Raw genomic sequence first — 14,641 nt, 5'->3', positions numbered from 1 at the left:
TGCGAGCCCGGGTCAGCGGCTCAGCTCTGAACGGACTTCATGACGCAGGACCTTCCCGGTGGCGGTGCGCGGGATCTCGTCCCACACGACGATCCGGTCCGGAGTTTTCGAACTGCGCAACTGTCGCCGCACGTCGGTTCGCAGTTCCTCACCGTCGAGCGAGACGCCCCGGGCGGGGACCACCACCGCCTCGATGCGCTGGCCCCATTCCTCGTCCGGTACGCCGACGACGACCGCGTCGGCCACTCCCGGACGGCGCAGCAGGACGTCCTCGATCTCCGCCGGGGCGATGTTCTCGGCACCCCGGATGATGGTGTCGTCCTGACGGCCCTCGATGAAGAGGAAGCCCGCCGCGTCGAGCCGGCCGAGGTCGCGGGTGTCGAACCAGCCTCCCCCAGCCCCAGGGAGCTGGGAGGTGCCCCCAGTGGCCCCGGAGGCGATACCGGCGTACTTGCCGGACACCTGCGCGCCGCGTACCCAGACCCGGCCGGAGGTGCCGGCCGGCAGTCGTGCGCCGTCCTGGTCGCGGATCTCGATCTCGACCCCGGGGATCGGACGGCCGGCCGAGTGCAGCCGCGCCCGCGCCCCGGGCTCCTCGGCGGTGAGGGCGAGGCGATGCTCGTCGGGGCCGAGGACGGAGATGGTGGAGCTGGTCTCCGTCAGCCCGTAGGCGTTGACGAATCCGACGTGCGGCCATTCCCCGAGCGCCCGTTCGATCACCCGGGGCGGCATCGACGCGCCGCCGTATGCGAGGGTGCGCAGGGTCGGCACCGAGCGGTCCGTCTCCTCGTCCATCAGCCGGGCCAGCATCGTCGGCACGACCATGGCGTTGGTGATGCGCTCCGCGCGCACCAGTTCCAGCCAGTGCCGCGGCGAGAACGTGTCGAGGACGACCAGTCTCCGGCCCGCGTAGACGTTGGTCAGGACGTTGGAGACGGCGGCGATGTGATACGGGGGGACGCACATCAGGGCCGCGTCGTCCGGTTCGGCACCGCCGAACTCGACGCTTCCGATGACGTACGAGACCAGGTTGTCGTGCCGCAGCACGACACCCTTGGGCGCCGACGTCGTGCCGCTGGTGTAGATGATGACCGCGGCGGGGGTGCCCGATCCGAGCGGCGGCTGGGCGCCGGGCTCCGCTCCTGTGTCGCCGGCCGTCGCCTCAAGCCATGTCCCTGGGGTGCAGGAATGGGCGGTGCCCTTCGGGAGCAGCGGTGCGTGCTGCTCGTCGGCGATGACGAGGGCGCCGGTGTGGTTGGCCAGCAGTGACCCCAACTGTTCCGCTCCCAGACGGTAGTTGACGGGGACGAAGGGCACTCCCGCCCGTGCGGCGGCGAACAGGGCGACGGGGAAGGCCGGTCCGTTCGCCGCCAGGTAGACGACGGAGGTGGCGCCCGACGCGGCGACGAGCTCGGCGCCCTGGGAGGCGGCGCGGCGCAGTGCGTGGGCGGAGAGTCCGGCGCCGCGTGTGCCGACGAGCGTGCGCTCGGCGAATCCGTCCGCCGCCATGTCGAGAAGCATCGTGAGGTCCATCGACGTCCGTTCGGTGTCAGTCCGACGCGGGCAGTGGTTTCGCGCTCTTGACGGCCAGCGGTGCGCCGGCCAGAGCGAGGGTGCCCCGCCCGGGTTTGGTGCACAGCAGTTCCACGCTGCCGTCCTCGGTGGCATAGCGTTTGCCGAGCAGGGTTCCGCTCGCGTGCTCCGGGTCGAGGGGGTACTGGGGTACGGCGGGCTGTTGCGCCTGCTCGACCATCGGCCGGCCTCCGCACGTCACCGCCTGGTCGCCCGCCGCCCAGCGGACGACGACGACCGTGGTGCTGTCCACCGTGCTCGCGAGCATCATTCCGATCTGCGGCTGCATGTCGCTCCTAGCTGTCTCACGGTCACCGGGCCGGTGCCCGACCGATGACTCCGTCCGCCTCCAGGGCGGCGATCTCCTGTGCGGTCAGGCCCAGTTGGGCCAGTAGCTCTTCGTTGTGCTGCCCCAGCAGCGGGGCGTGATGACGGTGCAGCCGACCCGGGCCCCGGGAGAACTTCACCGGCAGGGTGCTGTGCCGGGCAATGCCGTTCACGGGATGCTCGACCTCTTCGAAGAACCCGCGGAACTGCAGCTGTTCCAACTCGCCCTGGCGGTGCGGCGGCATCGCCTTGGCCACCGGGACTCCGGCGTTCCACAGGAGTTCGACGATGTTGTCGGCTCCCCGTTTCCGGCACCAGGCGGCGAGCTGCTCGTCGATACGGTCGTGCAGCCGGTGGCGTCCTTCGGCGGAGTCCAGCTCCGGGTCCGTCGCCCAAGCGGGCCTTCCGATCGCTTCGCGCAGCGCGGCCCACTGCTCGTCGGTGGCGACCGCGACCGCGAGCCAGACGTCCTCGCGGCCGTACTCGTCGATGTCGGCGGTCAGATACAGGTTCTGGGGCGCCGCGGTCGGTCCGCGGTTGCCGTCTCGCTGGAGCAGGGCGCCGTAGGCGGAGTACTCGATGACCTGTTCGGCGGCCACGTTGAGGGCGGCGTCCGCCATCGCGGCCTCCACCAGGCCTCCCTCGCCGGTGCGGCGCCGGTGCTCCAGGGCCAGCAGCAGGCCGCTCAGAGCGTGCACGCCGGCGTTCGGGTCACCGATCGAGTAGGGCTCGACCGGGTACTGGTCGGGGTGACCCGTCAGCCACGTCAGACCGGATGCGTCCTCAATGACGTACGCGAAGGCGGCGTTGTCGCGCCACGGTCCGTCGAGCCCGAAGCCGGGCATGCGCACCATGATCGCGTCGCGCCTGATCTCCCTCACCGCCTGGTAGTCCAGGCCGACCTGGTCCAGCACCCGCGGGGTGTAGTTCTCGACGATCACGTCACAGGTCGCGATCAGTTTGCGCAGGAGTTCCCGCCCGCGTTCGGTCTGGAAGTTGAGGGTCAGGCTCTTCTTGTTGGTGTTGAGGCCGGAGAAGATCGGCGACATCTCCCACCACTGGTCCACGGTGGCCTTGACGCCCGCCATCAGCCGGGTTCCGTCGGGCCGGGTGGTGGACTCCAGGTGGATCACCTCCGCGCCCAGCAGGGCGAGGACGTGGGTGCAGGACGGACCCGCCCAGAACGCCGTCATGTCCAGGACCCGCAGACCGCTGAACGGCAGCCGGTCCTCACCGGAGCCCACCGCGGGCGCCGGTTTCGGCGTCCGTGACGCGGCGCGGACGGTCTCGGTGTGCTCGCCGAGATCCGGCGCCGCCTCCATGGGGCGCAGCCGCGCCGGCTGGAGGCGGTAAGGGTGGCCGGGCTGGAGGAATCCGTCGCGGGGGTTGCGCTGGAACGTCCCGCGCTCCTCGTAGTGGTCCAGGGTCGGGGCGTTGGCGCCGTTGGCGACCAGGGCGCTGGGGATCCTGAACGCCGTCGCCAGCTCGCGGACCTCGGCGACGGTCCGGCTGCCGATCCACTCCTGGATCACCGGGGCCACCTCGTTGGTGCGCTGGGTGATCGAGAACGGGTTCTCCTCGTCGATCCACTCGGGGTGGCCGACCATCACGCACAGGTCGAAGAACTGCTGGGGGGTCGCGCAGCCCATGGCGACCATGCCGTCCTTGGCCTGGGCCACCCCGGGCAGGTTGAGCGCGCGCATGGTGCGGCGCGGGCCGCCCAGAATGTCGCTCCAGGTGACCGAGTAGTAGGTGAGCGACAGGACGTGCGCCTCGAGCATCGAGAGGTCGACGAGCTCGCCTCGGCCGCTGTCCAGTCCGCGCAGCCGCGCGGTCAGAGCCCCTATGGCCGCGTAGGCACCGGACAACCAGTCCCCCGGCCGGCCGCCGATGGACACGGGTGCCCGGTCCGGTGCGCCGCGGCCGGTCCCGAAAACCCCACCGGACCACGCCTGGAGGGTGAACTCGGTGGCCGGACGGTCCCGCCAGGGTCCGTCCAGCCCGAACGGGCTGATCGATGTCACCGTCAGGTGCGGATGACGGCGATGGATCTCCTGCGGGGAGAACTCCTCGAGCCCGGCGACCCCCGGCCCCGGGGACCACACCACCAGGTCGGCCGCCGCCAGGAGTTCACGCACGAGTTCCAGGTCCTCGGGGCTGCCGGCATCGGCGGCGACGCTGCGTTTGGAGGAGGCCAGGAAGCTGAACAGGGCTCCGCCGCGCCTGGCGTCGACGGGGGCACCGGATGCCGACCACCCGCGCAGAGGATCGCCCGAGGGAGGTTCGACCTTGACGACCTCCGCTCCGCCGTCGGCAAGGAGTTTGGTGCAGTAGGCGCCGGCTATCCCAGTGGACAGGTCGACGACGACACAGCCGCTGAGCGGCGGTTCAACGGGGGACATCAGCGGCTCCCATCGGTGGATACGGCTACTCGACTACTGAGTCTTGTTGCGGCCCCGGCGGCTCAGCCGCCACTCGGGGGGGAACCGGTCGTCGTTGTCGCGCACCGCGCCGGGGATGCCGGAGGCGATGTTGTCCTCGGTGAGGACCATTCCGTCCCCCTCGTCGGGCCGGGCGAGGTTGCCGATCGACTCGTAGAGGCCGGTCAGCATCGAGCCCATGTACTCGCCCTGGTGCTGCTTGTACATCTCGAAGAAGACCTTCTGCATGAAGACCGTGTCGGTGGGCTGGTTCCGCGCGCAGGCCAGCGCGTACTTCTCGACCTCGGCCTCGAGCCCGTCCCGGGGCACGACGCTGTTGAGGAAGTTGCAGTCGAACATCTCCTGGGCGGAGAAGGGCCGACCGGTGAAGACCATCTCCTGGAACTTCCTGAGGCCCATGGTCTGGATCCAGGTCCACATCCGGGGGGCCCAGCCGATGTAGCGGAAGGCGGGGTGGCCGAAGAGGGCGTCGTCCGAGGAGATCACGATGTCGGCGTCCGCGGCCTGGTAGAAGTGCCAGCCGTAGCAGTAACCCTTGACCTCGAGGATGCTGATCTTCTTGAAGTCCTGGAGGCTGCGGCAGCCACCCTGCGGGTTCGCGTAGTACTGGGCGAGGGTGCCGGCGTACCGGTAGGAGCCCTTCGGGGGGTGGCGCACGTCGTCCTCGGTGAGCCGGAGTTCGCTCAGCCGCGGCCCGGCCGTGGGGGCATTGTGCATTTCCATGACCTCGGCGATGTCCGCGCCCGTGCCGAGGTTGTTGCCGGCGCCCCTGATGACGAGGACCTTCACGTCGTCGTCCACGTTGGCCTGGTAGATCAGATCGGAGTAGCGCAGGCGCATCCCCGCGGTGGGCGCGTTGAGGAACTCGGGCCGGTTGAGGGTGATGGTGGCGATGCGGGTCTTGGGGTCCTTCTCGTAGAGAAGGGCCTCCTCGGGCGAGGGGCGCTTGGTTTCGGACATGTGCTGGGAGTCCTTTCACCTGTGGGAGGGGTGGGCGGCCAGGGCCGGAGCGGTCGGCCCTGGCCTTCGGGATGTGCAGGCCCGACGGGGGTTATGGCCTCCAGAAGGGACTCGAGGTGAGCACCTCGGGCCCGTCCGGCGTGATGAGGACCACCTCGCGGCCGAGCACGGCCCCCACGCCCTCCTGCCAGACGTAGCCGGTCACCGACAGCACCATCCCGGGTTCGAGGCGCTCCTCGGCCGCGGTCGCCGGCAGCCCCCCCACGACCACCGGCGGGTCGAAGCCGAGGCCGAGGCCCCGCGCCACCGGCATCGGCGGCAGCGGCTCACCGGCGGTGTCGTAGGCGGCGAGCAGGTCGCTGGCCTGCGCTCCCGGCCGGCAGGCGTCGGACAGCAGAGCCCACAGGTCGTCCCACCGCTGGTACAGGGCACGGGTGGCCGCGGCGTCCCCACCCTCGACGGGGTAGGTGCGCCCGACCTCGCCGACGTAGCCGTCGGCCAGGACGCCGGCGGTGAAGGCCACGAGGTCACCCGCGCCGACCCGCCCGTCACCGTTGACCAGGCGCCATCGGTGGTCGCGGGATGTCCGCCACACAACCTCCTGGCTGGAGGGTGTGCTGACGCCGCCGGCCGCGGCGGCCTCCAGGAGGACGCCGGACAGCTCGCCCTCGGTCGCTCCGGGCCGCAGTCCGGTGACCGCCTTGGCGAGCGCGGACTCGGCCACGGCGAGGGAGTTGCGCAGGACCACCACTTCCTCGTCCGTCTTCACCCGCCGGGCGGCTCGCAGGGCGAGTTCACCGTCGACGAGTTCGGCGGCCGGGAAGCAGGCGCCCAGCAGCTGGGCGATGGTCGGATTGATGGCATCCGTACCGACCCGGCGGGCCGTCGCCGTGCCCTCGATGCCGCGGATCACCCCGACGTAGTTCCCCGGGTTCCAGCTGAGGGGGTACAGCTGCTCGTGCGGGATGTCGTCGGGGATTCCCTCGTCCCAGGTGCTGAGCAGGTGCACGGCTCCGGTGGCGCGGACCAGGACGCACGCGGGGAAGAAGGGGTGCGTCCCCGCGTTCCACAGCCTCGGGGCTCCGGACACATAACGGACGTTGGCGCCTCGGCCGAGGACGAGGACATCAAGGTCGTGGGCTTCCATCTGTGCCAGCGCACGCTCCCGCCGCCCAATGCGGAGAACGCTCTCGTCCGGCAGGACCTCAGTCGCCATAAGGCGCGTAGGTGTAGTCGGTCAGGGCTGTCCAGCCCTCTTCCTCGATCACGATGATCTCCTCGCTTCGGTACCCACCGGTGCCGTCCTCCCAGACCACGGGCTCCAGCACGAGCAGCGTGCCGGCCTGCAGCACCTGACTCTCGTCGAACTCGTCACCCAGGTCGGTGCCGACCAGAGGCATCTCGGCGGAGTCGGTGCCGATGCCGTGGCCGATGTAGAAGTGGGGCAGCCAGGGCTTCGGGCCGCCGGTCACCTCGGTGGCCGCCTTGGTCAGTTCGGACGTCCTGACACCGGCCTTGATCACCGACTTCACGGCGGTCAGGATCTCGAACCACTTGTCGAACTGCGCCTGCTGGCGCGGGGTCGGGTCCTGGCCGACGATCCAGGTCCGGCCCCAGTCGGTGTGGAACCCCTGGTAGTAGATGCCGGCGTCGGTCCACAGGACGTCGCCCTTCTGCAGCTCCCGCTCGGTCGTCAGCAGCGGCAGGGCGAGGTCGCCGTGGGTGGTCCACACGCCGTCGGACTTGGTCTCCGGCATGATCTGCCAGATGGGGTCGAGTACGTTGGCCGTGGCGCCGAACTCGTAGGCCTTGCGCAGGAAGCGGGCCGACAGGTCGATCTGGCGCACGCCCGGGGCCAGCATCTTCTGAGCCTCGGCCAAGGCCCGCTCGGTGATCCTCAGCCCCTCGCGGAAGCATGAAATCTCGTCGGGCGTCTTGACGAGCTTCGCCGCCGCCAGGACCTGTCCGCTGTCCTTGGGGCTGCCGCCGGGGAACAGGTCCTTCTCGGCCCGGCGCATGGCCCCGGTCAGCTCGTCGACCGCGACCACCGCTCCGGCCGGCACGATGTCGGCGAGTGCGGCGGCGAAGTTCCGTACGCTCTCGTCGAACTCAAGGTAGACCGGCGGATGCACGTGGTCGGCCGGGAGCAGAGACTCGGCGGGCGAGGCGCCTTCACGGAACGGCATGAACAGATGCGGCCACTCGTCGTCCGCGGTGACCACCGCCACCGGACGCTCCACGTACGACATGCCGTCGTCGCTCAGCGGCCAGACCGCCCCGGTCGCGTACGCCACCGCGCTGTTGCCGAGGAGTACGAGAGCGTCGATGCCCTGCTGGGCCATGGCCGCCTTGAGACGGGCGCCACGTTCGCGGCGCATGCGCGCCAGGTCCGGTGTGTCCGGGATGTCGATGACGGTCATTCCCGCCTCCCACACGATGTCATGGAGCTTCGCCGTCGCTTTCTGTGGTCGGGTCGGGCTACAGGCCGAGGAATCGCTTGACGTTGCCGCTGACGATCTTGGCGGCGTCCTCGGGGCCGACGGCGTCCGCGATCATGTTGATCGACTTCTCCGAGTAGCCGAAGGTGCTCTCGTTGTGCGGGTAGTCGGCGGCCCACATGACCCTGTCCACTCCGATGTACTTGAGCAGTTCCATGCCGAGCGGGTCGACCATGAAAGACGCGTACATGTGGTTGTCCCAGTAGTGGCGGACGTCGTGCTCCACGGGCCGGTTCAGCATGTGCCGGTAGGAGGCGAGGATGTGCTCGGCGTCCTGGAGGACGGAGGCGACCCAGCTCGCGCCGCCCTCGAACCAGCCGACCTGCAGGCCCGGGTGACGGTCGAGGATGCCGCTGAAGACGTACCGGCCCCAGACCTCGTGGAAGCCGGTGACGTTGTTCACCATGCCGACGCAGTAGGCGTTGAACTCGCAGGGGGACTTCAGGCCGGTCTCCCCGATGTGGTGGGAGACCGGGAGTCCCGCCTCCTCGACCTCCGCCCAGACGGGATCCATCGCGGAGCTGCCGTAGTCGATGGGGTTGCCTTCCGCGTCCTTGCCCGGCGAGAGCGGCATGAGGAAGGTCCTGATGCCGAGGCTCTTGAGCTCCGCGAGGGTGCGACGGGCGCCCTTCGGCTCCCACCAGTTGATGAGGCCGACGCCGTAGAAGCGGCCGCCGGACTCCTCCTGGAGGCCGGCGATGTGCTCGTTGTAAGTGCGGAAACACAGCTCGCGCACCTCGGGATCGGGGTAGTGGAAGAGCGCCAGCAGCGCGTTCGGGAAGGCCAGTTCCCTCTCGATGCCGTCGGAGCGCAGCTCTTCCAGACGGCCCTGGATATTGCCGCTGTTGGAGCCGGTCAGCGGGTCGTACTGCATGAGGACCCGGCTGAACTCGGGCGGCAGGAAGGACTTGCCGCCGACGCCGATCTCGAACGCGCCGTCCTCGTACCAGATACGGGGGGCCTTGTTCTTCAGCCGCTCGGGGAACTTCTCGTAGAAGATGTCGTCCGCGAGCGAGATGTGGTCGTCGGCCGAGAAGATCTCGGTACCCGGCGGAAGGTTCAGGGTGGTGCCCGTGTGGCCGCGCCGGTCCTTGGGCGCGCCGAGCCCCTCGGGCGGGTACAGGGTGTCTGTCTGACTGGACATCATTGTCCTCCGATCGAAGGTGCGGCAGTACGGAGAGGCTCCGGACGAAATCACGGACTATTACCCGGGGCAGGTCGAAGAAAAGACCTTGCCGGAAAATTCGTCGGCGAATTCGGCTGGACAGAGGCGTCACCGAAAATGCGGATCTGAAAGAGGAACCGCTACCCGCATTTTCGAGTCAACACCCGGCGAAGCATTTTGTCAATCGCTTGATTTAAAATCGTCGGAAGAATTCAGCTTCCGGATCACCGGCTCCCACACTTCGGGGGCGATCTCGTAGGTGGTGTAGAATGTCACGCGGTCCACCAGCGCCCCGTACCGCCGCCGGATCTCGCCGGCGAGCGCCTCCGGCTCCGCGACCACGGAGAAGGTGTGCAGCACGTCGTCGTCGACGAGTTGGCCCATCGCCTGCCACTTGTCCTCACGGGACGACTTGGACAACGCGTTGAGCTCGTCGCCCAGTTCGCCCCAGCCGTGCAGTTCCAGCACACCTCGATAGGCCGGTGTACTGCCATAGAAGGCGATCTGACGTCGCGTGCTCTCCACGGCGCGGGCCATCTCCTCCTCGGTGCGACCGGTCGCGGTGAGCAACAGCAGACTCACCTCGAAGTCCTCCCGGCTCCGCGCCGACGACGCGAGCCCGCGCTCGGCCGTGGGCAGAGTGACCTCGCGCAGATAGCGCTCGGTGGTGAAGGCGTGGGCCAGCATTCCGTCCGCCACCTCCCCCGCGACCGTGGTCATGGCCTCGCCAACGGCGGCCACGAACACTTTGGGGGGCTTTCCAGAGAGGGTCGGAGGCGGGGAGAAGAAAGGTGCCATCAGGGTGTGCGTGTAGAAATCACCGCGGAAATCGAGCTTGGCTCCCTGGTTCCAGGCTTCCCAGATCGCGTGCAGTGCGGCCACGTACTCCCGCATGCGGGCGGCCGGACGACTCCACGGCATCGAGAAACGGCGCTCGATGTGCGGCTTGATCTGACTGCCCAGGCCGAGGGTAAAGCGCCCACCTGAGTAGTTCTGCAAGTCGTGTGCGGTGTAGGCGAGTTGCATCGGAGAGCGGGCGAAGGCGACCGCGATGGCCGTCCCGACCTCCAGATGTTCGGTGTGCTCGGCCGCGAGGAGCAGCGGCAGGAACGGGTCGTGGGCGGCCTCGGAAGTCCACAGGCCGTCATATCCCGTTTTCTCGTGGCGCCTTGCCTCTCCCACGATCTCCGCGGCGCCCCAGACATTGAGTGTGCCGTCGACCTTCATCGGGGTCCTCCCTGCGAAAACGCGGAATTCAGGAGGCGGAAGGGGCGGCCGGCGCCGCGGGGGCGGAAGACTTCAGGCGCATCTTGCCCGCCGACGTACCGCCGTCGACCGTCAACAGGGTTCCGGTGACGTGCAGCGACCGGTCGCCGGCCAGGTAGGCCACGGCCTCCGCCACGTCTCTGGCCTGCCCCTGCCGCTTCAGCGGCTGGATGGCCGCCATCACGGCGCGGATCTTCCTGGTCACCTCCTCGGACGCGGTGGCCGAGGCGAGCAGTCCCGTGGGGATACCGCCCGGAGCGATGCAGTTCACACGGATGTCGTACTCCGCGAGGTCGATGGCGACGCCCTTGCTGAAATGGACGACACCCGCCTTCGACGCGGCGTACACCGGCACGCCGGGGTTGCCCATGGTGCCGCCAATGGAGCTGATGTTGATAATGGATCCGCCGCCGTTCACCGCCATCTGCCGGGCGGCGACCTGGGTGCCGGCCATCACGCCGAAAAGGTTGATCGACATGATGCGGTGGAAGTCGCCGAGGTCCTCGTCGAGGAAGCTCTCGCGCATGCTGCCCGCGACTCCGGCGTTGTTGACCATGATGTGGAGTCCGCCGAACGTCTCGACGGCGAACGAGACGAGCGCCTCGATCTGCGCCTGGTCGGACACGTCCGTCCGCTGGAAGCGGGTGTCGGGGCCGAGGTCGGCCGCCAGGGTCTGGCCCGCGTCCTCGTTGACGTCGGCGATGACGACCCGCGCGCCCTCCTCCAGGAGTTTCTCCACAGTGGCGCGGCCCAGGCCGCCGGTCCCACCGGTGACCACGGCGACTTTGTCGGACAGTTCTTTGGCCATCGTCCTTGATGTCCCTTCGTCCTGCTGTGATGGATCCGCACCGCGGATCCGGATCACCGGGCACCGGACGAGAAGGTTCGGTGCCCGGCAGTGGGGTCGTTGTCGGCTACCAGGTGACGGGCAGCGAGTAGACGCCGTAGGCGAGTCGGTCGTGCTTGAACTCGACCTCGTCGACCGGCTTGGCGAGGGCCAGGGTGGGAATGCGGCGGAAGAGCGTGCCGTAGACGACCTGGAGCTCAACGCGGGCCAGCTGCTGGCCGATGCACTGGTGGATGCCGAAACCGAAGGCGTTGTGGTGCCGGGCGTTTTCGCGGCCCAGGTCCAGCTTGTCGGGCTCGGGGAAGAAGTTCGCGTCCCGGTTGGCGCTGAGGAGCTCGATGATGATGCCCTCGCCGGCGCGGATCACCTCGCCGTTGATCTCGATGTCCTCCTTGGCGACCCGACGCTGGCCACCATGGACGATGGTCAGGTAGCGCAGGAGCTCCTCGACCGCTCCGGCGACGACCTTCGGGTCCTCGGTGTCACGGAGGATGGCCAGCTGGTCCGGCTTCTCGAGCAGCGCGACGACGGCGAGGCCGATCATGTTCGCGCTGGTCTCGTGTCCCGCGCTGAGCAGCCCAACGCCCATCATGCCGGCCTCGAGCTTGGTGATCTCACCGGCTGTGACGCGTGCGGCGATGTCGGAGAGCACGTCGTCGCCGGGTTCGGCGGTCTTCTTCTCGATGAGCTCGCTGAGATAGTCGATCAGCGTGCGGAAGGCCCCCATCGCCTGTTCGACCGTGGCGTTGCGCCTGATCCCCTCGGAGGCGCTGCGGTGCACGAAGTCGTGGTCCTCGTGGGGCACGCCCAGGATCTCACTGATCATGTACGTCGGCAGAGGCAGCGCCAGTGTCTCGACAAGGTCGGACGGCTTCGGTCCGGCCAGGATCTTGTCGATGAGGTCGTCGGTGATCCGCTGGATGACGGGCCGTAGCGCGTCCACACGCTTGAAGGTGAACGGGCTCGTCATGATCCGCCGGTAGCGGGTGTGCTCGGGGGCGTCCGAGTTGAAGACCGACCGGGGCCGGTGCGACACCCCGGAGGCCATCCCCTCGTGCCAGTGGGGGAATCCGGGCAGTCGCTCGTCGGCGCTGACCCGCGGGTCGTTGAGCAGCGTGCGCTGCTCCGCGTGGCCGGTGATGATCCAGGGCGTGCTGCCGTCCCAGATGCGGATCTTCGCCAGGCCCTTGCCGGCCGTCAGCGGCCTGAGGCCGGGCGGGGGATCGAAGGGGCAGCCCTCCGCCCTGGGCATCGGCCACTCGGGCATTTCGGTGGTGCTACCGCCTGCACTGCTGGTCGTTGCGTGGGACATGTCCATCCTTGCGGTCGGGAGCGGGCGTCATTCCTCGATGTGGATGGCCAGGGCCGGGCAGACGGCAGCCGCGTAACGGGCGTCCTCGGCATGTTCGGCGGGCGGCTCCGCGGTGAGCAGGACGACGACACCGTCCTCGTCACGCTGGTCGAAAACGTCCGGGGCGCTGGCGACACACTGTCCGGCAGCGACGCATTTGTCCGGCTCGATACTGATCTTCACGGGGAGGCTCCTCACGGCCTCGAGGCATGGGGTGCCTCATGGAGCGGTGGGAAATCGGCCGGTGACTGGCCTGCACTCCGGCAGGAGTGCAGGCCTGAGCGGTCACGTCGACCGGGCTTCTCTGCACTCCTGAGTGAACTCTCGCCCGGAAGTTAAGTCAATCGATTGATTGAAAATATCTCCACGCGGCTTCTACGCCGCTCCCGTGACCGGCGCCTGCCACAGCCCGACGATCGCGTCGACCAGGCCGGTGGCGGCGGCGTGCCAGCTGGACCTGGCGGTGGCCAGGCCGTCCGCCAACTCGCGCTCGCGCTCGGCGCACATGTGCAGGCTCACCTGCCGGGTCATCGCGGTTCGCTCGGCACGCACCTCGACCGGAAGGTCCGGGAGGCAGCGATGCACACCGTCGAGAATCCGGCGCAGCGTGGGGGGCGTCAAGGTCTCGTCGACCAGGATCTCGTGAAGTGCCGGGTCGACCATCAACTGGGCGCAGAACCTGGCGTACCAGGTGGGGCTGCCTAGGTCCGCCAGGTACTCGGGCAGCGGGCGTGCCAGACAGCCCACCCAGTCCCGCAGGTCGCTGGAGTCGCCGACCTCGGCGAGGAGGCGCGCGGCGACCCGCTCTATCCGCTCGGTGTGCTTGTGCGCGATGGCCCGTACCAGCTCCGCCTTGGTGCCGAAGTGGTAACCGACCACGGCCGTGTTGCCCTGGCCGGCGGCCTCGCTGATCTGACGGTTGGAGACGGCGAACACACCCTGCTCGGCGTACAGGCGCTCCGCCGTGGTCATGATGAGCTCCCGGGTCGCCCTGACGTTCTCGGCCCTCACGGTCCTACCCGCCATGCACAGTCCCTCCGGGAATTCGCCCTACGCTCGTCCTGACGCGTCTGCCGAGATCTGTACCGTACATCCAAGTCGGCACAACCGGGCAGCTAATTCGACGAGGCCATCCGGGACGAAGTGACCGGGCGCTCCGCGGGCAGCGCGTGACGCTCGAAGAACCGCCACATGACGTCGGTCGCGTCGACCTCGTCGGTGACCTTGCCCAGACCGATGAAGGCGTCAGGATAAGGCGAACCGGGCCAGGTGTGCCCGCCGTCGGCGATCACGTACAGCGAGACCTCGGCGCCGTCGCGGCAGGCGCGGTAGGTCTTGACGGTGACATGCTCGGTGATCCGGCGATCGGCCGGAGCGACGCGGCAGCCGTTGAGCTCCGCCCACCGGCCGACGGCGGTGGGGACGGAGTACTTCCAGTACGGGAAGCCGCCTCCGTCGTAGGGGTTGACCATGTCCAGCTGACCGTGGAAGGTCAGCACCGGGACCGGGCGTGAGGGGGTGCAGGTCTCGGGGTCGGGCAGGGCCGGGTCGTCGGAGTCGGGGTTGCCGGCGCGCAGGCCGGCTACCGGGGCGATGGCCGCGATGCGGTCGGAGAGTCTGCAGGCGAGGAGGGAGGCCATCCGGGCGCCGCCCGACAGACCCGTGGCGTACACCCGCCGGGGGTCGACGCAGAGCGCGTCCGTGACGGTGCTGATGGTGTCGGAGAGGAACCGGACGTCGTCCCGGTCGCCAGGAGCGGGGAACTGGCCGGACGTGTTGGGCACGCCGGGCAGGACCCAGGTGTACCCGTCCGGCACGTCGGGCTGCCGTACGCCGCCGTTGGGCATCGCGACCAGGAACCCGTGCTCGTCGGCGGCTCGTTGCATGTCGCTGACGATGAACTGGTTGGGCCCGTTGGAGTTGCTGCTGTGCAGGTTGAGGACGAGCGGGACGGCGCGCCGTCCCGTGTAGCCGCGGGGCACGTACACCGTCACGGGGTAACTGACACCGGCCGAGGTCACGTTGACGGTGGTGAGTCCGGTGGGGGCGGGTGCGCACTGGGAGTTCGCGGGCCGGGTCGGCTCCGCGGCCGCCGGTCCCGCGCCGGCTACGGGGAGCGCGACGGCAGCGGCCGAGGCGAGGACGGCACTTGCGAGGCGGTGGGTCACTGGGATCCCTTCGGCGGAGGAACGCGTGGGCGTGCGGCTCGGAGGT

13 protein-coding genes are annotated in these 14,641 nt (G+C 69.1%); all 13 read right to left on the bottom strand.

The window, feature by feature from the left end; all coding sequences use genetic code 11:
* Positions 1-12: 12 nt before the first annotated feature.
* Positions 13-1,521 carry a class I adenylate-forming enzyme family protein gene (locus ACZ69M_RS34175; protein WP_470056004.1) on the bottom strand — a complete coding sequence of 503 codons (1,509 nt, stop codon included), beginning with the start codon at positions 1,519-1,521 and terminating at the stop codon, positions 13-15.
* A gap of 28 nt (positions 1,522-1,549) precedes the next feature.
* Positions 1,550-1,861 (bottom strand): hypothetical protein, encoded by a 312-nt coding sequence (locus tag ACZ69M_RS34170; protein ID WP_470056002.1) that lies wholly within the window; start codon positions 1,859-1,861, stop codon positions 1,550-1,552.
* A 22-nt stretch (positions 1,862-1,883) separates the two neighbouring features.
* On the bottom strand, positions 1,884-4,301 hold the full coding sequence (locus ACZ69M_RS34165) for a CaiB/BaiF CoA transferase family protein (RefSeq protein ID WP_470056001.1): 2,418 nt from the start codon (positions 4,299-4,301) through the stop codon (positions 1,884-1,886).
* 33 nt (positions 4,302-4,334) lie between these two features.
* The gene (locus ACZ69M_RS34160) at positions 4,335-5,300 is read right to left on the bottom strand and encodes an enoyl-CoA hydratase/isomerase family protein (protein WP_470055999.1); all 966 of its coding nucleotides are present in this window, start codon (positions 5,298-5,300) and stop codon (positions 4,335-4,337) included.
* Positions 5,301-5,391: 91 nt separating this feature from the next.
* Positions 5,392-6,516 carry a M24 family metallopeptidase gene (locus ACZ69M_RS34155; protein WP_470055997.1) on the bottom strand — a complete coding sequence of 375 codons (1,125 nt, stop codon included), beginning with the start codon at positions 6,514-6,516 and terminating at the stop codon, positions 5,392-5,394.
* Entirely contained in the window at positions 6,506-7,720 is a 1,215-nt protein-coding gene (locus ACZ69M_RS34150) for a M24 family metallopeptidase (protein WP_470055995.1), read from the bottom strand. The genes ACZ69M_RS34155 and ACZ69M_RS34150 overlap by 11 nt, the downstream gene beginning before the upstream one ends.
* 58 nt (positions 7,721-7,778) lie before the next feature.
* Complete coding sequence (locus ACZ69M_RS34145) at positions 7,779-8,942, bottom strand: amidohydrolase family protein (protein ID WP_470055993.1); 1,164 nt, start codon at positions 8,940-8,942, stop codon at positions 7,779-7,781.
* 201 nt (positions 8,943-9,143) lie between these two features.
* A complete protein-coding gene (locus tag ACZ69M_RS34140; protein ID WP_470055991.1) occupies positions 9,144-10,190 on the bottom strand; it encodes an LLM class F420-dependent oxidoreductase in 1,047 nt (348 codons plus the stop codon).
* A 28-nt stretch (positions 10,191-10,218) separates the two neighbouring features.
* Positions 10,219-11,037, bottom strand: coding sequence for an SDR family NAD(P)-dependent oxidoreductase (locus ACZ69M_RS34135; protein ID WP_470055989.1), 819 nt, complete (start codon positions 11,035-11,037; stop codon positions 10,219-10,221).
* Positions 11,038-11,143: 106 nt separating this feature from the next.
* Positions 11,144-12,388 carry a cytochrome P450 gene (locus tag ACZ69M_RS34130; RefSeq protein ID WP_470055987.1) on the bottom strand — a complete coding sequence of 415 codons (1,245 nt, stop codon included), beginning with the start codon at positions 12,386-12,388 and terminating at the stop codon, positions 11,144-11,146.
* 27 nt (positions 12,389-12,415) lie between these two features.
* Entirely contained in the window at positions 12,416-12,610 is a 195-nt protein-coding gene (locus tag ACZ69M_RS34125; RefSeq protein WP_470055985.1) for a ferredoxin, read from the bottom strand.
* 192 nt (positions 12,611-12,802) lie between these two features.
* On the bottom strand, positions 12,803-13,453 hold the full coding sequence (locus ACZ69M_RS34120; RefSeq protein WP_470055983.1) for a TetR/AcrR family transcriptional regulator: 651 nt from the start codon (positions 13,451-13,453) through the stop codon (positions 12,803-12,805).
* 89 nt (positions 13,454-13,542) lie between these two features.
* Positions 13,543-14,595 carry a CE1 family esterase gene (locus ACZ69M_RS34115; protein ID WP_470055981.1) on the bottom strand — a complete coding sequence of 351 codons (1,053 nt, stop codon included), beginning with the start codon at positions 14,593-14,595 and terminating at the stop codon, positions 13,543-13,545.
* Positions 14,596-14,641 lie beyond the last annotated feature (46 nt).

The sequence above is a fragment of the Streptomyces sp. NPDC107454 genome (assembly GCF_055582885.1).
This window is presented reverse-complemented; position numbering and strand designations above follow the sequence as displayed.